General features: G+C 65.0%; 19 protein-coding genes and 3 pseudogenes. 14 read left to right on the forward strand and 8 right to left on the reverse strand.

The annotated features are described in order from the left end of the window. The 6 genes and pseudogenes from A3K89_RS26545 to A3K89_RS24330 form a co-directional block, all read left to right on the forward strand. Window positions 1-599, forward strand: a pseudogene (locus A3K89_RS26545) (carboxyl transferase domain-containing protein); the annotation flags it as partial. Then, window positions 596-832 (forward strand): acyl-CoA carboxylase subunit epsilon, encoded by a 237-nt coding sequence (locus A3K89_RS24315; protein ID WP_084424098.1) that lies wholly within the window; start codon window positions 596-598, stop codon window positions 830-832. The pseudogene A3K89_RS26545 and the gene A3K89_RS24315, both read left to right, overlap by 4 nt. 13 nt (window positions 833-845) lie before the next feature. Beyond that, window positions 846-2,735: pseudogene (locus tag A3K89_RS24320) on the forward strand (acetyl/propionyl/methylcrotonyl-CoA carboxylase subunit alpha); the annotation flags it as partial. A gap of 50 nt (window positions 2,736-2,785) precedes the next feature. Continuing rightward, window positions 2,786-3,046, forward strand: a pseudogene (locus A3K89_RS25630) (acetyl-CoA carboxylase biotin carboxyl carrier protein subunit); the annotation flags it as partial. Window positions 3,047-3,089: 43 nt separating this feature from the next. Then, window positions 3,090-3,518: a DUF1707 SHOCT-like domain-containing protein gene (locus A3K89_RS24325; RefSeq protein WP_068431909.1), complete on the forward strand. Its 429-nt coding sequence runs from the start codon at window positions 3,090-3,092 to the stop codon at window positions 3,516-3,518. Further along, window positions 3,515-4,210 (forward strand): haloacid dehalogenase type II, encoded by a 696-nt coding sequence (locus A3K89_RS24330; protein ID WP_068431912.1) that lies wholly within the window; start codon window positions 3,515-3,517, stop codon window positions 4,208-4,210. Before A3K89_RS24325 ends, A3K89_RS24330 begins: the two co-directional genes overlap by 4 nt. Before the next feature lie 4 nt (window positions 4,211-4,214). Here A3K89_RS24330 and A3K89_RS24335 read toward each other — a convergent pair whose 3' ends face one another. Next, the gene (locus tag A3K89_RS24335; protein WP_068431915.1) at window positions 4,215-4,778 is read right to left on the reverse strand and encodes an AAA family ATPase; all 564 of its coding nucleotides are present in this window, start codon (window positions 4,776-4,778) and stop codon (window positions 4,215-4,217) included. 101 nt (window positions 4,779-4,879) lie between these two features. Beyond that, window positions 4,880-5,422 (reverse strand): nucleotidyltransferase family protein, encoded by a 543-nt coding sequence (locus A3K89_RS24340; protein WP_068431918.1) that lies wholly within the window; start codon window positions 5,420-5,422, stop codon window positions 4,880-4,882. Between the two features lie 128 nt (window positions 5,423-5,550). Between A3K89_RS24340 and uraD (A3K89_RS24345) the strand changes: the two genes are divergently transcribed. The 4 genes from uraD (A3K89_RS24345) to pucL are packed head-to-tail and all read left to right on the forward strand — an operon-like array spanning window position 5,551 to window position 9,239. After that, a complete protein-coding gene (gene uraD, locus A3K89_RS24345; RefSeq protein ID WP_068431921.1) occupies window positions 5,551-7,455 on the forward strand; it encodes a 2-oxo-4-hydroxy-4-carboxy-5-ureidoimidazoline decarboxylase in 1,905 nt (634 codons plus the stop codon). Window positions 7,456-7,477: 22 nt separating this feature from the next. Then, window positions 7,478-7,981 (forward strand): 2-oxo-4-hydroxy-4-carboxy-5-ureidoimidazoline decarboxylase, encoded by a 504-nt coding sequence (gene uraD, locus A3K89_RS24350; RefSeq protein ID WP_084424102.1) that lies wholly within the window; start codon window positions 7,478-7,480, stop codon window positions 7,979-7,981. After that, window positions 7,978-8,301, forward strand: a complete 324-nt coding sequence (uraH, locus tag A3K89_RS24355) for a hydroxyisourate hydrolase (RefSeq protein WP_068431924.1) — start codon at window positions 7,978-7,980, stop codon at window positions 8,299-8,301. The genes uraD (A3K89_RS24350) and uraH overlap by 4 nt, the downstream gene beginning before the upstream one ends. Window positions 8,302-8,318: 17 nt before the next feature. After that, window positions 8,319-9,239 carry a factor-independent urate hydroxylase gene (gene pucL, locus A3K89_RS24360; RefSeq protein ID WP_068431927.1) on the forward strand — a complete coding sequence of 307 codons (921 nt, stop codon included), beginning with the start codon at window positions 8,319-8,321 and terminating at the stop codon, window positions 9,237-9,239. Between the two features lie 26 nt (window positions 9,240-9,265). Here the strand turns inward: pucL and A3K89_RS24365 are convergent, their stop codons facing one another. Continuing rightward, window positions 9,266-9,895 (reverse strand): DUF2461 domain-containing protein, encoded by a 630-nt coding sequence (locus A3K89_RS24365; RefSeq protein ID WP_068431930.1) that lies wholly within the window; start codon window positions 9,893-9,895, stop codon window positions 9,266-9,268. Between the two features lie 258 nt (window positions 9,896-10,153). On the opposite strand from A3K89_RS24365, the gene A3K89_RS24370 reads away from it, so the two are divergent. Beyond that, entirely contained in the window at window positions 10,154-10,981 is an 828-nt protein-coding gene (locus tag A3K89_RS24370) for an FAD binding domain-containing protein (protein WP_068431932.1), read from the forward strand. Then, entirely contained in the window at window positions 10,978-13,689 is a 2,712-nt protein-coding gene (locus A3K89_RS24375) for a molybdopterin-dependent oxidoreductase (RefSeq protein WP_068431935.1), read from the forward strand. Before A3K89_RS24370 ends, A3K89_RS24375 begins: the two co-directional genes overlap by 4 nt. Here the strand turns inward: A3K89_RS24375 and A3K89_RS24380 are convergent. Together A3K89_RS24380 and A3K89_RS24385 are read right to left on the reverse strand one after the other, a co-directional pair. After that, window positions 13,623-14,717, reverse strand: a complete 1,095-nt coding sequence (locus A3K89_RS24380; protein WP_068431938.1) for a lysylphosphatidylglycerol synthase transmembrane domain-containing protein — start codon at window positions 14,715-14,717, stop codon at window positions 13,623-13,625. The two genes, A3K89_RS24375 and A3K89_RS24380, sit on opposite strands and share 67 nt — an antisense overlap. Then, the gene (locus tag A3K89_RS24385; RefSeq protein ID WP_068431941.1) at window positions 14,714-15,151 is read right to left on the reverse strand and encodes an Lrp/AsnC family transcriptional regulator; all 438 of its coding nucleotides are present in this window, start codon (window positions 15,149-15,151) and stop codon (window positions 14,714-14,716) included. Before A3K89_RS24385 ends, A3K89_RS24380 begins: the two co-directional genes overlap by 4 nt. A 47-nt stretch (window positions 15,152-15,198) precedes the next feature. Here A3K89_RS24385 and A3K89_RS24390 point away from each other — a divergent pair, with 47 nt between their 5' ends. Next, on the forward strand, window positions 15,199-16,242 hold the full coding sequence (locus tag A3K89_RS24390; protein ID WP_068431944.1) for an acyl-CoA dehydrogenase family protein: 1,044 nt from the start codon (window positions 15,199-15,201) through the stop codon (window positions 16,240-16,242). Here A3K89_RS24390 and A3K89_RS24395 read toward each other — a convergent pair. Both A3K89_RS24395 and A3K89_RS24400 read right to left on the reverse strand, forming a co-directional pair. Continuing rightward, complete coding sequence (locus A3K89_RS24395; RefSeq protein WP_068431946.1) at window positions 16,222-16,932, reverse strand: CPBP family intramembrane glutamic endopeptidase; 711 nt, start codon at window positions 16,930-16,932, stop codon at window positions 16,222-16,224. The genes A3K89_RS24390 and A3K89_RS24395 overlap by 21 nt on opposite strands. After that, window positions 16,932-18,149, reverse strand: a complete 1,218-nt coding sequence (locus A3K89_RS24400) for an NAD(P)H-binding protein (protein WP_068431949.1) — start codon at window positions 18,147-18,149, stop codon at window positions 16,932-16,934. The genes A3K89_RS24395 and A3K89_RS24400 overlap by 1 nt, the downstream gene beginning before the upstream one ends. A gap of 95 nt (window positions 18,150-18,244) precedes the next feature. Here A3K89_RS24400 and A3K89_RS24405 point away from each other — a divergent pair, with 95 nt between their 5' ends. Continuing rightward, on the forward strand, window positions 18,245-18,886 hold the full coding sequence (locus A3K89_RS24405) for a ribulose 1,5-bisphosphate carboxylase large subunit (RefSeq protein WP_068431952.1): 642 nt from the start codon (window positions 18,245-18,247) through the stop codon (window positions 18,884-18,886). 6 nt (window positions 18,887-18,892) lie between these two features. On the opposite strand, the gene A3K89_RS24410 is transcribed toward A3K89_RS24405, so the two are convergent. Next, window positions 18,893-20,023, reverse strand: a complete 1,131-nt coding sequence (locus A3K89_RS24410; protein ID WP_068431955.1) for an acyl-CoA dehydrogenase family protein — start codon at window positions 20,021-20,023, stop codon at window positions 18,893-18,895. Window positions 20,024-20,223: the final 200 nt, after the last annotated feature.

Consider the following 20,223-nt stretch of genomic DNA (forward strand, 5'->3'; position numbering starts at 1 on the left):
GTATCGTCGCCAACCAGCCCACCCAGTTCGCCGGCACCCTCGACATCGACGCCTCCGAGAAAGCCGCACGCTTCGTCCGCACCTGCGATGCGTTCAACGTCCCCATCATCACCCTCGTCGACGTCCCCGGCTTCCTCCCCGGCACCGGGCAGGAGTTCAACGGCATCATCCGCCGCGGCGCGAAACTGCTCTACGCCTACGGTGAAGCGACGGTCGGGAAGATCACCGTCATTACCCGCAAAGCCTACGGCGGCGCTTACGACGTCATGGGCTCCAAGCACATGGGCGCCGACGTCAACCTCGCCTGGCCCACCGCACAGATCGCCGTCATGGGCGCCTCCGGCGCCGTCGGCTTCGTCTACCGCAAACAGCTCCTCGAAGCGGCGAAGAACGGCGAAGACGTCGACGCGCTGCGCTTGAAGCTGCAGCAGGAATACGAAGACACCCTCGTCAACCCGTACGTCGCAGCCGAACGCGGCTACCTCGACGCCGTCATCCCACCGAGCCACACCCGCGGACAGATCGTCTCCGCACTGCGTCTGCTCGAACGCAAACAAGTCACCCTGCCCCCCAAGAAGCACGGAAACATCCCACTATGAGAGTCGAGGACACAGAAGCGAAAACGTCAGCGGCAGTGCAGTTCGGCGGCAACCCTACCGACACCGAGGTCGCCGCACTCATGGCGGTGCTGATCGCTGCGGCGTCGGCCCATCCGCACGTGCCCCGGTCGCCGGTGAGTTCGCTCGGCGCCTGGGGCAACCCCACCGACCAGCTGCGCTACGGCCTGAGTTCTGCCCCAGTGTACTTCACCAATGCTCACTTCTCGCGATAAAGGATCACCCCTCATGTCCACCAATGGTGTTGCACGTAAACAGATTTCGAAGGTGCTTGTCGCGAACCGCGGCGAGATCGCAGTCCGGGTGATCAGGGCTGCAGCGGACGCCGGCCTCACCAGTGTCGCTGTCTACGCCGAACCCGACGCGAACGCACCCTTCGTGCGCTTGGCAGACGAGGCCTTCGCCCTGGGCGGNAAGGTGCTTGTCGCGAACCGCGGCGAGATCGCAGTCCGGGTGATCAGGGCTGCAGCGGACGCCGGCCTCACCAGTGTCGCTGTCTACGCCGAACCCGACGCGAACGCACCCTTCGTGCGCTTGGCAGACGAGGCCTTCGCCCTGGGCGGGCAGACCTCCGCCGAGTCCTACCTCGTGATCGACAAAATCTTGGACGCCGCGAAGAAGTCCGGCGCCGACGCCATCCACCCCGGCTACGGCTTCCTGTCCGAGAACGCCGAATTCGCCCAGGCCGTCATCGACGCAGGCCTGATCTGGATCGGCCCGTCACCGCAGTCCATCCGCGACCTCGGCGACAAGGTCACCGCCCGCCACATCGCCACCCGCGCCAAAGCCCCCTCCGTTCCCGGTACCGCCGAGCCGGTCAAGGACGCCCAGGAAATCCTCGACTTCGCCGACGAGCACGGCCTGCCGATCGCCATCAAAGCCGCCTTCGGTGGCGGCGGGCGCGGCATGAAAGTCGCCCGCACCCGCGAAGAAATCCCCGAATTGTTCGACTCCGCCGTGCGTGAAGCCGTCGCCGCGTTCGGCCGCGGGGAATGCTTCGTCGAGCGCTACCTCGACAAGCCCCGCCACGTCGAAGCACAGGTCATCGCCGACCAGCACGGCAACGTCGTCGTCGCCGGCACCCGCGACTGCTCCCTGCARCGCCGCTTCCAGAAGCTCGTCGAGGAAGCACCCGCCCCGTTCCTCACCGAAGCCCAGCGCAAGGAAATCCACTCCAGCGCCAAGGCCATCTGCAAGGAAGCCGGCTACTACGGCGCAGGCACCGTCGAATACCTCGTCGGCCAAGACGGCCTCGTGTCCTTCCTCGAGGTCAACACCCGCCTGCAGGTCGAGCACCCCGTCACCGAGGAAACCTCCGGCATCGACCTCGTGCTGCAGCAGTTCCGCATCGCCAACGGCGAAGAACTGTCGATCACCGAAGACCCCGAACCGCGCGGACACTCCTTCGAGTTCCGCATCAACGGCGAAGACGCCGGCCGCGGCTTCCTGCCCGCACCCGGACCAGTCACCACCTTCATCGCCCCCGAAGGCCCCGGCGTCCGCGTCGATTCCGGTGTCGAGTCCGGCTCGGTGATCGGTGGCCAATTCGACTCCATGCTCGCCAAGCTCATCGTCACCGGCGCCACCCGCGAGGAAGCACTCGCCCGCAGCCGCCGCGCGCTGGCCGAGTTCAAGGTCGAAGGCCTCGCCACCGTCATCCCGTTCCACGCCGCCGTGGTCTCCGACCCCGCGTTCATCGGCGACGGAGAATCCTTCGACGTCCACACCCGGTGGATCGAAACCGAATGGGACAACCAGGTTCCCCCGTTCACCGCAGCAGATGCACTCGACGACGACGAAGCACTGCCGCGTCAGAACGTGGTCGTCGAGGTCGGYGGCMGRCGCRTCGAGGTGTCCCTGCCCGGCCAGTTCTCCCTCGGCGGCGGCGGCGGCGCAGCATCCGATGGTGCGATCCGCCGCAAGCCCAAGCCGCGCAAGCGTGGCGGCGGCGGCGCCGGTGCCGCGTCCGGTGACGCGGTCACCGCACCCATGCAGGGCACCGTCGTCAAGGTCGCCGTCGAAGAAGGACAAGAAGTCGCCGAAGGCGACCTCATCGCCGTCCTCGAAGCRATGAAAATGGAAAACCCCGTCAACGCCCACAAGGCAGGCGTCGTCACCCGACAAGAAGAAGACATCCGGCGACGCGGCTGCTCCGGCACCCGACGCCNAAGCCCAAGCCGCGCAAGCGTGGCGGCGGCGGCGCCGGTGCCGCGTCCGGTGACGCGGTCACCGCACCCATGCAGGGCACCGTCGTCAAGGTCGCCGTCGAAGAAGGACAAGAAGTCGCCGAAGGCGACCTCATCGCCGTCCTCGAAGCGATGAAAATGGAAAACCCCGTCAACGCCCACAAGGCAGGCGTCGTCACCGGCCTCGCCGTCACTCCCGGCTCTGCCATCACCCAAGGCACCGTCCTCGCGGAACTGAAGTAAGAACCCCTCTGGGACCACGAACGTCCGGGTTAGTCTGTCTCTCATGGCAGACAACCCGGACGTTCGCATCGGTACGGCCGAGCGCGAGCAAGCACTCGAAGCGTTGAGCAGACATCTCGGCGACGGGCGCCTGACGTTGCCGGAGTTCGACGAACGTAGTTCCGTCGTCTCCTCCGCCACGACGCGCGGCCAACTCGACGCGGTATTCGCGGATCTGCCATCCACGACGGTCACTCCTTCCGTCTCGAAGCCGTTGGAGAGGACCGCGTCGCAAACACCTGCCGCGGAGTCGTCCGACGACGACGGCTGGGACTGGCGCAAAGCGGTCATGGCTGCGACGCCGATCGTTGCGCTCATTCTGTTCTTCGTCGTTCCCGTGTCGAACAGTTGGTTGTTCTTCCTGTTGATTCCTTTGGTCGGTGCCGTGATCTTCGGCGGGGACCGGTCGAACCGGAAGCGGGATCGACGGTGACGGCGCCGAAGGCCCTGTTGTTCGACGTGTTCGGCACGGTCGTCGACTGGCGCACGAGTGTGGCTGCCGCAGTCTCGTCGGCGCTGCCCGAGCTGCAGGATCCATATTCGTTCGCGGATCGGTGGCGCAGCCTCTATCAACCGTCGATGGAAGAGGTCAGATCCGGGTCACGCGAGTTCGTCCGGCTGGATGAACTGCACCGTGAAAGTTTGCGAACAGTGTTGTCGGAGCAGGACATCGAGCTACCCGACGCCGCTGTCGACGACCTCAACCTTGCGTGGCATCGCCTCGATCCCTGGCCGGATTCGGTCGACGGCATCACGCGGTTGAAGGAGCATTTCGTCGTCGCGCCACTGTCCAACGGCAATATCTCTCTGCTGCTGGACATGGCGAAGAATGCGGGTATTCCGTGGGACGCGATCCTCGGAGCCGAACCGGTGCGCGCATACAAGCCCACACCCGACGCCTATCTTCGTACCGCCGACATCCTCGGATTGCGGCCCGACGAGTGCATGATGGTCGCTGCACACAACAGCGACCTCGACGCCGCTCGCAACTGCGGTTTCCGCACCGCGTTCGTCTGCAGACCGAGCGAACATGGGCCGCAACAAAATTCGGATGTGCGGCCCGAATCCGATTGGTCGTACAGCGTCGAGTCGATCACCGAATTGGCGACGGCGTTGAACTGCTGACCTCTCAGGTCACTTCGGCCAGCGCTCCGGTGACCCACTGTTCGACGTCGGCGCGTGACTGCAGTTGGACTATCGAAAGTTCCGGCCTGCGCTCGGCCACCGCGAGGACACGTTCGCCCGTGAGCGAGTGCGTCCTCCAGGCCCAGCGGATGATGTGGTCTTCCTCCCGGAAGATGCTGCGCAGCGGCGGTTCGATGTTGCCGTTCCACAACACTTCTCGACGCAGCCGCCGCCCGATCGTGCGCTGCGACACCTGGCGCATGACCGTAGTTCGCGGTAAGTCGAGCCAGACGAGCAGATCGGCGCGGTCCGCCAGCTTGTCTCGAACCGAAGCGTACTGCCACTCGGTCACCCACGACGGTCTCGACGAGAACTCGTCCACGTCGGCCTCGAACGACGGGCGGGGCGTCCAGCCGGGACCGTGGAACAAGCCGTCGATCTCGATGTGCTCGGTACCGAGGACCAGGGCGATCCGTGAGGCCAACGTCGTTTTCCCGGAACCCGACGTGCCGGCGACTATTACTCTCGACGGTCTGCCGGTCAGCGTGTCGGCGGGTCCGAGGATCACCGAATCACCCTACCCGTGCGTGCGAATGTATAGCCCGCTATACATTCGCACGCACGACCGGCAGTAGCGTAGGAGCGCGCCGCCCGGCCGAGCCAGTTCGGTCACTGACGGTAATCCTGATCCACACCCGTCGCCCAGCGCGAACATTCGACAGCGACGACATCCGTCCGCCCACGGAGAAAGTCACGCGCACCGGAATCCCCGACGGCCGTGGAGATGACGTCGTCCCAGTGTTCGCGTCCGAACACGACCGGATGACCGGGTACGCCGTCGAATACTGCTCGTGCAAGGTGCGACGGCGCATCGCGAGCAGCGTCCAAGACTGCACCGACGACGTCGCTCCCCACATCCGGCGTGTCGACGACGTGGACGACCGCGAAGGAAGCGTCACCGGCTGCACCCAACCCCGCGCGCAACGATGCGCTCAGCCCCTCACGCCATTTCGGGGCGTGGACCGCCTCCGCGCCGAGAGGCACCGGCACCGACGCAGCCCCGAGTACGACGAGCACTCGGCCGCAGCCGCCGTCGACCAGCGCACGAACGGCCGCGTTCAGCCACGCCCCGTCGTGCGCGAGTACTTTCGGTGAGCCGTACCGAGTTCCAGCACCGGCGGCGAGAAGCACTCCGACCGCGTCAGACGTCATTCACCAGTCCTTTCCGACTGCACCATTCTGCCCGCTCGAGTCGCGGTAACGGCCGTCATGGTCGATCCTGTTACCACTCGCCTGCAGCGTCGCAGGACCCATTACCTGCTGCCACCTGCGAGGTACCCATGTCCGTTCTTCCCACGAAGCGTCGCCGTGTTCATCCCGTCGACGAGGTTCTCCCCGTCCCGAAACTCGCCGCGTACGGATTTCAGCACGTCGTTGCCTTCTATGCGGGCGCAGTGCTGGTTCCGATCATCATCGGCAGCGCGATCGGACTGACCGACGAACAACTGATTCACCTGATCAACGCGGATCTGTTCACGTGTGGGATCGCGTCGATCATCCAGTCGGTGGGCTTCTGGAAAATCGGCGTGCGACTTCCGTTGCTGCAGGGCGTGACCTTCGCGGGCGTGTCACCCGTCATCGCGATCGCCATGGCAAACGGCGGCGGGACCGAAGGCCTTCTGTACGTCTACGGCTCCGTCATCGTCGCAGGTCTCGTCACGTTCTTCATGGCCCCGTACTTCAGTAGACTCCTCAGATTCTTCCCGCCGGTCGTGACTGGAACGGTGATCACGATCATCGGCGTCGCGTTGCTGCCCGTCGCTGTCAACGACGCAGTGACGAATCCTGCTACGCACGAACAAGATCCGACCAACGGCCGCTGGATGGCCTACGCCATCGGAACGCTCCTCGTCATCGTGTTGATCCAACGATTCTTCAAGGGCTTCATGGCGACGATCGCCGTCCTGCTCGGGCTCGTCGCGGGCAGCGCAGTCGCATTCGTGCTCGGAGACATGAACTTCGACCGTACGGGCGAGGCGTCGTGGGTCGGCTTCACCCAGCCGTTCCTGTTCGGCGTACCGAAATTCAGTGTCGTCGCGATCATCTCGATGATCGTCGTCATGCTGATCATCGCGGTCGAGACCACCGGCAGCGTCTACGCGACGGGTGAGATCGTCGGCAAGCGCATCAAGAAGGACGACATCGCCGCGACGCTTCGGGCAGACGGCGTCGCCACGGTCGTCGGCGGCACGTTCAATTCGTTTCCGTACACGGCATTTTCGGAGAACGTCGGACTGGTGCGCCTCACCGGAGTGCGAAGCCGGTGGGTGGTGGCGTCGGCCGGCGTCATCATGATGCTGCTGGGATTGCTTCCGAAAACGGCCGCCGTCGTCGCGTCCATTCCACCACCGGTTCTCGGTGGGGCCGCTCTGGCGCTGTTCGCGACCGTCGCCGTCGTCGGCATTCAGACGCTGTCGGCCGTCGATTTCACCGACCATCGCAACTTGATCGTCGTGGCGACCAGCCTCGGACTGGCAATGCTGGTCACCATTCAACCGAGCGTCGCCGACGGCGTCCCGGACTGGCTGGAGATGCTGTTCGGAAGCGGCATCGTTCTCGGAGCCGTCACCGCGATCGTGTTGAACATCGTGTTCTTCCACATCGGCAATCGTGGTCAGACCGTCGCCGGCGGTCCGGGCGACGGCATCACGCTGGATCGTGTCAACACGATGACCCACGACGACTTCGCCTCGACGTTCGGAGGCCTCGTCCAGGGGACACCGTGGGTGGTCGATCGTGCATACCAGCAACGACCGTTTGCCGACGCGCACAGCCTGCGCGAGGCTTTCCAGGAGGCCCTGCTGGCAGGCACGACCGAGGAACAGCTCGAGCTCATCAACAGCTACCCGGACCTCGGGAGCGAAGATGACACCGGCATGCCCGAGGCGGCCGATCACACGGGCCTGTCGAATCTCGACGAGGACGAGCACGACGACATCGTCGAACTCGCCACCGAGTATCGCCGGCACTTCGGATTTCCCTTGGTCATCTGCGCCCGCGAAACGGAACGGTACGACCGAGTGCTGGCGAACGGCTGGTCTCGTATCGAGAACGCGCCCGCCGCCGAGCGTTCGTTTGCGATGATCGAAATCGCCAAGATCGCCAACTATCGTTTCGACGACCTCGTCGCCGACGCCAACCCCATCGCCGCAGCCAGGTTCGGACGGTTGACCGACCGTACGTAGCGAGATACGAAAGAGACACGCGGTGTTACACGAGAACACAGGCCTGGAGGGTTTCAACAGGCTGACCGACCGACAGGCGATGCATGCGCTGTTCGAATGCTGCTCCTCGTCGATCTGGGCGCGACGTGTCGCGTCCGGCCGACCGTTCGCCAGCCGGGAAATGCTGTTGGACAGAGCCGATCGTGTGTTGGCCGAACTCCCCGAAGCCGAGATCGACAGGGCGCTCGACGGCCACCCGCGCATCGGAGCACAGGCCGACAATCCGTCGTCGCGGCGGGAACAGGCGGCGGTGCAGACCGCGGGCTCGGACGTTCTCGACGTGCTGGCGAAAGCTAACCGGGCGTACGAGGACAAGTTCGGGCACGTGTATCTCGTCTGCGCGACTGGCAGGTCGGCCACCGAGTTGCTCGCTATTCTCGAGGAACGACTGGGCAACGATCCCGAAACCGAACGACGGGTGATGCGCGTGGAACTGGCCAAGATCAACCGGATTCGTCTGCATCGCTTGCTGGGAGAAGACACATGACCGGCATCAGCACCCATGTTCTCGACGCCGTGCGCGGCACACCCGCCGTGGGAGTTCGCGTCGAGCTGTTCACCAACGGAGTCGAGATCGCGTCGGCTCTCACCGACACCGACGGCCGTGTGCCCGAACTACTTCCGGGTCCCGTCGACGAGGGCACGTACCGCCTGTCGTTCGACACCGGAACGTATTTCGACACACTCGGCACTCGGACCTTCTACCCGGAGGTGTCGATCTCGTTCGCAGTCGCCGATTCCGGTGCGCACTATCACGTGCCGTTGTTGTTGTCTCCGTTCGCCTATTCCACCTACCGCGGCAGCTGAAAAGAGGATTTCGCACGATGACCGACCTCGACGGCAAGATCGTCCTCGGCGCCAACCAGTACGGGAAGGCAGAGAACCGCGTCGTACGCATCTACCGGGACAGCCCGCGTCACGAGATCCACGACATCAACGTCTCGAGCGCTCTGCGCGGAGATTTCGCACCGGCACACCTGGTGGGCGATCAATCGACCGTCCTCCCCACCGACACGCAGAAGCAGACGGCGTATACGTACGCGAAGACGAAAGGTCTTCTCCATCTCGAAAGTTACGGCCTCGACCTGGCGCGGCATTACGTCGACGACGTCGAACCCGTCGACGGCGCTCGCATCGAACTGGAGGAGTACGCGTGGCAGCGTGTCGTGATCGACGGCGTCGAACACGACCACACGTGGACTCGTAAGGGCGAGGAGACGCGCACGTCGGCGGTGACGGTCGAGGGAAAGGGTGACAGCCAGAAGACGTGGGTGATCAGCGGTTTCAAAGACCTGGTCATCCTCAAGTCGACCGGTTCGGAGTTCGCCGGTTTCCTCGAGGACGAGTTGACCGTGCTCGAGCCGACGCACGACCGCGTCATGGCCACGTCGTTGATCGCGCAGTGGCGTTACACCCACATCGACGTCGACTGGGACGGCGTGTATGCGGGTGTCAAGGCCGCGATGATCGAACGCTTCGCCAACCTGCAGTCGTTGGCGCTGCAGCAGACCCTGTTCGCAATGGGTGAGGCAGTACTGCAGAAGTATCCGTTCATCGCCGAGATCCGGATGTCGGCGCCCAACAAACATCACTTCCTGTACGACATCGGCCGGTTCGGGGTCACGAACGACAACGAGGTGTTCAACGCCGACGACCGCCCCTACGGACTCATCCAGGCCACCGTCGAGCGAGAGGACGCACCCGACGCCGGTAGCGCCTGGCGGACCTACTCGGTCGTGGGCTGACGGTTCTCGCGGGCGATGCCTCCGCGCTATCGCATCACCTGCTCCGCCCATTCGACGAGCGGGACGAGCGTCCGCCACGCCGTGCGCACGTGGTCGGCCGCCGCAGCCGTTTCGAGCCACGGCGGTGAACCGAAGTGCGTGCTCGCCGTCAGCGACTTGTGGCGCAGCAGGTCGATGCGCGGGTGGTCGAGTTCGTAGCCTCGCGGCTTGGTCTTCAGCCTGTCCCCGCCGATGTCGAATCCGGCCTCGGTCAGCGTCGACACCAGCCCTTCGAGTTCGGTGCCGCGTACCTCGTTGTCGACGGCGTCGCGGAACAGTGCGATGCCGTCGGTCGTCGCACCGTAGAAACCACCCGCGACGAACAGTCCTGCAGGATCGATCTGCACGTAGAAACCCAGGCTCGGACCGCGGGCGACGAAGCCTCCCTGATGCGTCTTGTACGGCGTCTTGTCCTTGGAGAACCGGACGTCACGGTACGGCCGAAATACCTTGCCGCTGCCGAACTCGCCTTTCAACTCGGCCAACAATTCGACCATCGGCACCTTGACCGATTCCTCGTAGACATCCTTGTGCGCGTTCCACCACGGCTTGCTGTTGTCCGCTTCGAGATCCTCGTAGAAGTCGAGCGCCGCGAACGGGAATCCGGTGAAAGCCATGCGGCGAGTCTAGGTGGCACGGTGAGCCGGTCCAGATGGGTCGCTCCGCAGGCTCCGCTCCCGCCACCTGGGTCGCTCCGCAGGCTCCGCTCCCGCCACCTGGGTCGCTCCGCAGGCTCCGCTCCTGATGTTTCGTGCGAGTTTCCACTCGATCGACGAAGAACCCTTCGTTCGTAACACGAGCTGACTACTGTTCGGCACAGACAGTCGTGCAGGTGAACCACACCGGCAAACCGAAGCGCCGAGAGCAGGTGCGTCATGGACTTGGGAACCATCGAGGACGTCGTGATCCCCACCGATCGTTCCGGCCTGCCTCCCGGCGCGCCCGACACGGCCGTCATCGCAGGTGGCACGTGGTTGATGTCCGAGAAGCAGGATCACCTGACGCGGTTGGTGGACATCACGGCACTCGGCTGGCCTGCTCTCGACGCCGGGTACGACGAACATGCGAGCGACGGCCTCGAGATCGCCGCAACCTGCACCATCGGTGAGCTCGCGGAGGCACGTTTCGACCGCGACTGGCCCGCAACCGCCCTGTTCTCGCAGTGCGCGACCGCCCTGCTCGCGTCGTTCAAGATCTGGAGGGTCGCGACGGTCGGCGGCAACATCTGCATGTCGCTGCCCGCGGGCTCGATGATCTCCATGGCGGTCTCGTTGGACGCCGTAGCGACGGTGTGGTCGTCGGACGGTTCCGATTACCGAATCCCCGTGGTCGATCTCGTCACGGGACCGCACGAGAACGCACTGAACGTCGGCGACGTCGTACGCAGCATCCATGTCCCCCGTCACGCGCTCGAAGCGACAACGGCATTCAGGAAGACGGCGCTGTCGCCGCTCGGCCGTTCGGCGGCGGTCGTGATCGGGCGAGTAGACCGCGACGGCCAGTTCGTTCTGTCGGTGACGGCCGCTACGGTACGCCCCCATGTGGTTCGCTTCCCGACGACGCCGTCCCCATCCGAGCTCGAAGCGGCACTGCGACAGTCGATTCCGGACGACTCCTGGTACGACGACCCGCACGGCGCACCGGATTGGCGTCGGCACATCAGCATTCGTTCGGCACTGGACATCCTCGGGGAGCTGTCGTGAAATTCACCCTGAACGGCGTCGACGCCGACCACACACCGCGCCCGGGACAGTGCCTGCGCACACTGCTGCGCGAGAACGCACACTTCGAGGTCAAGAAAGGCTGCGACGCAGGCGATTGCGGTGCGTGTTCGGTGCTCGTCGACGGCCACCCCGTCCACTCCTGCATCTACCCGGCCTATCGCGCCGCAGGCCGACGCGTCGTGACGGTGGCCGGTCTCGGCACACCGGACGACCTTCACCCGATGCAGCGACGGTTCGTCGACGCGGGCGGTTTCCAATGCGGATTCTGCACTGCGGGAATGGTTCTCACGGCATCGACACTCGACGACGACGCCATCGCCGAACTACCGCAGCGTCTGAAGGGAAACCTGTGCCGCTGCACCGGATATCGGTCGATCGACGACGCAGTCCACGGCGTCGTCAACACCGAGAAACCTCAGGGTGGTCCGTCGTGCGGTCGTTCGCTTGCTGCTCCGGCCGGAACACGCATCGTCACCGGCACCGAGCCGTACACGATGGACTTCGCTCCCCCTGGCCTTCTGCATGCCAGCGTGCTCGGAAGTCCCCATCCCCACGCTCGAGTGGTGGCGATCGATACTTCCGCAGCCGAGGCGATCGCGGGTGTCCGGTTGGTTCTGACAGCGGCGGACAGCCCCGATCGACTGTTCTCGACGGCCCGTCACGATCAACGAAACGACGACCCCGACGACACTCGCGTCATCGACACGGTGATGCGGTTCAAAGGTCAGCGTGTCGCCGTGGTGGTCGCCGAAACTCTCGCTGCTGCCGAGGCCGGATGCCGTGCCCTCGTCGTCGACTACGAGATACTGCCCGCGGTGTTCGACACCGAGGCCGCGTCGGCACCCGGGGCACCGAAGATCCACGGCGACAAGAAACACGACGCGAGGATCGCGGACGCGTCGCGCAACCTCGTTGCCGAAGTGCACGGCGGCACAGGCGATGTCGAGGAAGCTGTCGCAGCAGCCGATACCGTCGTGACCGGGCGATGGCGAACGGGCCGGATTCAACACGTACACCTCGAGACACACGGCACCATCGGCTGGCGCGCCGACGACGGTCGCCTGAATCTCCGTACCAGCACTCAGGTCCCGTTCCTCGTCCGCGACGAGGTCTGCGAGATCTTCGGCCTCGATCGCGACGAGGTCCGTGTGTTCACCGCCCGCGTCGGCGGGGGCTTCGGCGGCAAGCAAGAACTTCTGACCGAAGACATCGTGGCACTGGCCGTTCTGCGCACCGGTTCGCCCGTGCAGTTCGAATTCACACGCCGAGACGAGTTCACGGTGTCGCCGTGCCGCCACCCGTTCCAGGTCGACGTCACGGCTGCGGCGTCCGCGGACGGCACCCTGACGGCACTGGCGATCGACGTCGTCACGGACGCGGGCGCGTACGGCAACCACAGTCCAGGCGTGATGTTCCACGGCTGCGGCGAATCGATCGCCGTGTATCGGTGCGCGAACAAGCGCGTCGACGCGAAGAGCGTGTACACCAACAACATTCCGTCGGGTGCGTTCCGCGGCTACGGGCTCGGGCAGGTCATCTTCGCGGTCGAATCGGCGTTGGACGATCTCGCCCGCGACCTCGACATCGACCCGTTCGAGTTCCGTCGCCGCAACGTCGTCGTACCCGGTGACCCGCTCGTCGCAGCCCACGTCGAGGGCGACGACCTGGTCTACGGCAGTTACGGTCTCGACCAGTGCCTCGACCTGGCCGAACAGGCTCTCCGGCGAGGCAACGGAGTGGAACCGCCGGAGGGGTGGAAGGTCGGGGAGGGCATGGCCGTCGCGATGATCGCGACGATCCCGCCCCGAGGCCACCATTCCGAGGCGTCCGTCGCGTTGCAGCCGGACGGACGCTACGAGGTGCGCATCGGCACAGCCGAATTCGGCAACGGCACGACGACCGTGCACACCCAGATTGCCGCCACCGCACTCGGAACGTCACCGGACCGCATCGTCGTCCGCCAATCCGACACGGACGCGACGACGTACGACACCGGAGCCTTCGGATCCGCGGGAACCGTCGTCGCAGGCAAGGCACTGCACGCGGCGGCGACGCGTATGGCCGACCGCGTCGTGGACATCGGTGCGTCTGTGTCCGGTTGCCCTCGCGAGACGTGCACGCTCGGGCCGCAGGGCGTGCAGTGCGGTGACCGATTCGTCTCGCTCGACGACATTCTCGCCGCGTCGGGCGGAACCCTCGTCGCCGACGGTGACAGCGGCGGCGTCCCCCGATCACTCGCCTTCAACGTGCACGCAGTCCGTGTCGCCGTCGACGAAGGGACCGGCACCGTCCGCATCCTGCAGTCCGTTCAGAGCGCCGACGCAGGCACCGTCATGAATCCGCAGCAATGCCGCGGACAGGTCGAGGGCGGTGTGGCTCAGGGCATCGGAACCGCGATGTACGAGGAAATGAAGACCGACGGCGCCGGAACGGTCGTCACCGATTCGATTCGCAGCTACCATGTTCCGCAGTTCGCCGACATTCCGCGCACCGAGGTCTATTTCGCCGACACGTACGACACTCTTGGTCCGTTCGGCGCCAAATCGATGAGCGAATCGCCGTACAACCCGGTGGCCCCTGCCCTCGCGAACGCGATCAAGGACGCCGTCGGCTCCAGACTCTACGAGCTACCGTTGTCGTCCGATCGTGTCTGGAGGTCGCTCGGCGAGATGTCGACGGACGACTGAGCCGCGGGAACTTTCCAGTTCTTCGTCAGCCTCCAGTACAGGTACGAGATCAGTCCGATCGGAATGGGCAGCAACCACGTCGCACATCGGAACAGTAGGACCGCGGCCACGAGTTGCGCCTGATCGCTCGCGACCAGTCCTGCGCCGAGCACCGCGACCAGTGCGGCTTCGGCGATTCCGAGTCCGCCCGGCGTCGGCGCGACGAACGCCGCGAGCCACATCGCACCGAACGCGACGACGATTCGATCCCACCCGACCACGTCCTGGCCGATGCCGCACATCCGTACCGCCACCCCGAGCACGAGTGCACCGAGCAGTTGGGACAGCAGCATCGTCGCAGTCAGCGACCGCCAGCAGGTGCGCACCCGATTGTTGACGTGCGCACGGAAATCCGACACGGCCTGTTCCATGTCTCTCGGATGTACCCGCGACAGGTGTCTGGCCACGGCGTTGCGCATCCGCGTCAGCAGTCGACCTACTCGACGCGCGAATCCGTCGTCGACGATGATCGCCGCGATCAACAGGCACACGGCTGCCACGATGACGCACGACGCCACGGCGACCCATACAAGGGAACCGGACCCGGTACCGAACACCACGAGGATCACGAGCGCGATCGACATCAACACGTAGCGGGTGAGGTTCGTCCAGATGCCGACGGTGATGATCGACGTCGTGCTGTCGACCGCGCGAAAGCCCCACGACCGATACATGGCGAATGTCAAACCCGTTGCGACAGTGCCACCTTCGGGCACGGTGTTGGCCAGAGCAAGCGACGCGGTGCGAGCGACGCCGGCTTGCGCCGTCGTCAATCCGGGGAGTGTGTACGCCATCGGCCGCAGCATCGACGCCAGGTACAGCAGCCCGAGCGCACACACGACGACCACCTCGGTCACGGTGATCCCGCCCACGGCCTCGGAAACCGCGCCTGTCTTGCCGACCGAGCGATAGAGCAGCCACATGACCAGCGCCACGACGCCGTACGACAATCCGGCCGACGCGATCTTTCGGACACCGATGCGGTTCATCGGGCGTAGAACGTCTGCAGAATGATCGTGCTGCGGGTCTGCACGTTGGCCGTCGCTCTGATCTCCTGCAGCAGGTGTTCGAGACTCCGCGGCGAGTCGACGCGCACCAACAACACGTAGCTCTCCTCGCCCGCCACGGAGTGGCACGAGTAGATCGCCGGGATGTGCTTCAACCGCGCGGGAGCGTCGTCGGGCTGGGCAGGATCGATCGGCGTGATGGCCACGAACGCGGACAACGGTCGTCCCAACGCCTCGTCGTCGACCAGGGCCGTGTAGCCGCGAATGACGCCGCGCGATTCGAGACGACGCACCCGCGACTGCACCGCGGACACCGACAGACTCGCTTTCTCCGCCAACGTCGCGAGGGTGGCACGGCCGTCGGCGACGAGTTCGTCGACGATCAATCGGTCGACCCGATCGAGATTTTCGCTCACCTGCGCAAATCTAGCTCAGAACGCGCAGTTCGGTTTACGATGCGTCGGTGACGTCCTGGCCGGAGCGAGCCCGAGACCTCGCCGACACGGTGCTCTTTCCCGCCGCCGACGCGGTCGACGCAGCGGGAGAAATTCCGCGCAGCCACTTCGACGCTCTTGCCGCTGCGGGCTTCTACGGCTTGGCCGCGCGCGACGACGGCCCCGACATGTCCGAACTGCCGGACATCTTCGAAACACTGTGCGGCGCCTGCCTTTCCACCGCGTTCACGTGGATGCAGCACGGCGGAGTCGTGATGTCCCTCGCGAACAGCCCGAACGAGGGGCTCAGAAACAAGTACTTCGACGAGCTCGTCGACGGCTCCATGACAGCAGGCGTCGCATTCGCCGGTGCCATTCCGAGGCCGCCCAAGTTGTACGCGCGCCGTGAGGCTTCCGGATACGTCCTCGACGGATCGGCACCTTTCGTATCCGGATGGGGCATCGTCGACGTGGTCCAGTTGTCGGCGCGCGACGAGTTCGACGATTCGATCGTCCATGCCATCGTTTCCGCACAGGCAGTCGACGGCACCGACACCGGTAGCCTGACCGTCGAGCCGCTGACGTTGATCGCCGCCGACGCGAGCAACACCGTGCGTCTGCGCTTCGAGAACTTCCACGTCGACGACGCGTCTGTCGTGTCGGTCGTCACGGACTCGCAGTTCCAGGCAGGTCAGCTCTACGGTTCGTGGATCAACGGATGCATGGCGATGGGCATCGCACGACGCTGCATCCAGCAGATGGAGGAGTTGGGCGTCGACGTCGACGCGTACCGGCGGCTGCATGCCGGCGCTCGCGCGAACTTCGACGACGCGCTCGCGGGCCGGTACGACATGTTCTGCGCGCGGGCAGACGCGTCGGAACTGGCGGTGCGCACCGCGGCCGCGCTCGTCGCGGCTACCGGCAGCAGCGCGTTGGTCGGCCACGGGACCGCCGAACGACTGATGCGGGAGGCGACGTTCACGCTCGTCGCCGCGAGCAGGCCGCAGATGAAGACGGCGCTGCTGAAAGGGTTGTCAGGCGAACGGACGGGGTCAGGCGAAGAGCGGGGGTAGCACGAACACCATCACGGTCGACCAGGTGACATGCGTGATGATCGGCGCCAGGATGCCACCGGATGCACGCCGCTGCAGCGCGAGAACGAACCCGAGTGTGATGGCCGCGAACGCCAACATCGGATTGCCGCTGGCGAGCGTGACGACGGTGTAGACGAGCGTCGTGATGACGACGGCCTTGTTCCTGCCGATGGCGGCGTACAGCGCGCCGCGGAAGAAGATTTCCTCGGCGACGCCGTTGAGCAGCGTGATGAACACGATCAGCGCCAGCGAACCGAATCTGGCGTGGGCCAGGACGTTCTCGGTGAAGTCGGCCAACGGCGGAATCTCCCGCACGATCAGCGCGCCGACGACGAACACCGCGCCTGCCAGCAATCCGATGACGATCGGCGTGATGATCGGACGTCTCATCGATTCGTTGAAGCGAATCCGTCCGAGATGGAGCGGTCCGGACGCGAACCCTCCCACGATCCATGCAGCCGCGAGACCGAGCGTCAACGGGTAGAACGCGCTGTCTCCCGGCCTGACCGACAGTGAAACACCCAGAAGCGTCGCACCGACCACGAGAGTCACGACCACCACGATGCGTCGCCGCAGGAAGGCCTTGTCGGTTTCGTCGTGGTTTCTGTCGACCTTGTCGACGAGTGCGGATCGCATCACGTCGACGACGCTGGACTGCCAGCCCGGCATCAGACCTCCCCTGTTCGATCGTGACTCGCTCGGTCCTTCGTCGTGCGTCGCGCTGTCATCATGCGTCGCATTGCCGATCGTGCCCGTTCGGAAACGTCCTGCGCGACATCGAGGTGAGTGCGCACGACCGCCGCGACCGGCCACGAGTAGAGCAGCGTACGCGCGCCGAGGGCCTCGAGCAGGCTCCATGTCCGCCGTGACGACGCCGCGACGCCGTACCGGCGAATGCCGAGGGCGTCACCTCCGCTCCACGCCGCATCGGTGTTCGCGAGGCGTAACGGATCCTTGAGCGCCGCCACCCCAGGCGGCGTGCCGACACTGCCGCGAACGCTGCGGCGCATCGCGTCCTCGATCGTGGTCAGTCCACCGTCGGGCTCGCCTGCGATGTCGCGGATTCTGTTCTCGGACGTCGTCATCGTGTTGTGCAGCGACTCGACGAGATCTTCGGCCAACCCGTCGGGAACCGGAATGATCTTTCCGATGACGCGCCCTGCGAGGCTGGTCGGCACGCCGGGCGTCGGCACCCCGATGCGCGTCAGTCCGGCGGCATCGACGTAGGCGAACAACAGATCGCGGTACGGCACCGTGTCGGGGCCGCCGATGTCGTACGCGCCGGCCGGCACGGTGGATCGAGAGGCGAGCAGGTAGAACAACACGTCGTCGACCGCGATCGGTTGCACGGGGTGGTCCAGCCAGTCCGGCAACGGCAGGATCGGAAGTCGGTCGGCGAGGTACCGCAACATCTCGTACGACGTCGACCCTGCGCCGATGACGATCGCGGCTTTCAGCCAGACCACCTCGACATCGTCGACGGCGAGCGCTCGCCCCACGTCGGCGCGACCGGCGAGGTGTTCCGACAGCTCTTCGTCGTCGGGAACGAATCCGCCCAGATACACGATGCGCCGAACACCCGCTGCGGATGCGGCCTCTCCGAAGTGACGAGCCGCGCTCGTGTCCTGGGTACGGTAGTCGGCCTCACCGATGCCGTGGACGAGGTAGTAGGCGACGTCGACGGGTCCGGCTTCTCGAAACGCGGATTTCAGCGACAAGGGGTCGCCTGCATCGAGTTCGACGGTGTCCACCCGGTCGCGCCAGTCGAACGCGTCGAGCGTTTCCGGGGTACGGGACGCCGCGCACACCGAGTCACCGGCCGCCAACAACGACGCGATCAACCGGGAACCGATGTAGCCACTCGCTCCGGTGACGAGAATGTTCATGACTCGAGGCTAGCGTCGTTGCGTGCGGAGGCCGTGGCGTTGCAGGCCGTCGCGTCGTCGGCTGCGGCGTTGTCGGCTGTGGCATTGTCGTGTGCATGGCACTGGTGCTGGCAGGCGTCCGACTCCCCGACCCCGTCGACGGAAAGTCGGCGGTCGGCTTCGGGATCGGCGTGGTGAAAGCGAGCGCCCGATGGGCCCGCGAGTCGGTGACGTTCGCGGTCGAACTGCCGGGACGCATCAGTGCGCTGCTCGACGAAGCCGCCGTGCTCGTCGCCCGTATCGACGCCGTCGTCGACGCCGCGCAGCGCCTGATCGACCGAACGGGAGGTGTCATCGATCGCGTGGACAGCGTCGTCGACGGGGCTGCGTCGACCACCCGAGCAGCGAACGACGTGGTGCTGACGGCCGGGGCGACCTCCACCACCGCACTCGAATTGGTGGAATTGTTCGATCCGATTGCTCAACAGTCCGCCCCGTTCGCCAAGAAATTCGTCGACCATCTGTCCGAGGACGAGGTCGACGCGGCCATCGAGATGGTCGACCAACTCCCCGGGCTCGTGAAACACATGGAAGCGGTCATTCCCATTCTGGCCACGCTCGACACAGTGTCTCCGGAAATTCACGAACTGCTCGCCGTCACGAAAGATGTTCGACGCGCAGTCATCGGCATCCCCGGGTTCAAGTTCTTCCGCAACCGAGGCGAGGAGAAGCTCGCCGACGAGGAAGACCACCACTAGATCCCCTCACACGAACGCGAATTCGTCACCGCCGTGATACTTGGTCAGCGTCTCGGAGATGGTACGGCGTGACGGCGGATGAAACGCGTACGCCTGAATGGCAGCCGCGAGGTAGCCGATCTCGGGCGACTTGATGAATCCGATGCCGCCGAGCGACTCCATCGCAGCAGAGCTCGCACGCACCAGAGCGTCACGAATCGCGATGCGGCAGAACAGAAGTCGGGCGGACAAATCCTGCCCCCGCGCCCCGGAATCGAATTCCCACGCCACGGATTCGATTGCAGCCATGCCGTTCTCGATATCGGCCGCCGCCCTGGTGTAGCCCTCGAAGTCGCCCTTGTCCGCCGCGAGGAGTTTCTCCAACAGCATCGACGCGGCGCCGAGGTAGTTGGCCGTGATCAGCATGCCGAACCACAGGTAGCCCGTCATCTCGTGAATGCCGTCGGGATCGTCGTCGATGTTGAGCAGCACGAAACTTGCCGGCACCTCGACGTCGTCGAGCTTCACCTCGTCGCTCTGCGCGCCGGCGAGGATGTCGGTGTCCCAGAACCGGTTCACGGTCACCCCGTCCAGATTGGACGGAATCAACGCGACCGCACGCTCGCCGTCCTTGTCGCCGACGCCTTCGACCTCGACACTCGCGGTCAACAGATCCATCGAACCCGACAAGCTACAGGGCTTCTTGCTGCCGTTGATGATGTACGTATCCCCCCGCTTCGTCGCCTTCATCGTGGGGATGAACACGCTGCCGCCCGGATTTCCCTCGGAGAAACCCGATGCGATGACGGCTCGCTGCTCGACGAGCGCCGCGATCAACGCACGGTCGTCGTCGGACGCCTCCTGCGCGAATTCGTTCAGCGACGCAATGGACAGATGATGCATGGTCGTCGCCGCACCGAGCGACGGCGACCGCGACCCGATGGCCCGCTGCGCGCGGACCGCGTCGAGTGCCGTCGCGCCCAATCCCCCGAGATTCTTCGGAACGATGAGCGCGGTACCCCCGGCTTCTCGGAATTTCGCAATGGCATCACCGCTACGACCTTCGAGATCGGCCAAGGGCGTTTCGTCCAAATAGTCCAGAAGACCCGGAAGATATTTCTCCAGAATTTCGCGTTCTCGAACCATCAATGCAGTCATGTTTCTCCTTCGATGAATACAAGAGTGATATGCACACGAGCGGTTCGCACCGTGGGCATGACTGAACAGCGACAATCGAATTCGCAACCGGACGGCGATCTACCCGCAGTCTCACCTGCCGAAACCTCCGGTTCGAGGTTTCTTGTGTCGATGGAAACCGGGTTGCGAGTTTGTTTTGTCCGTAAAACGAGTTTCGATCT

It is taken from the genome of Rhodococcoides kyotonense, assembly GCF_001645385.1.
Classification (GTDB): Bacteria; Actinomycetota; Actinomycetes; order Mycobacteriales; family Mycobacteriaceae; genus Rhodococcoides; species Rhodococcoides kyotonensis_B.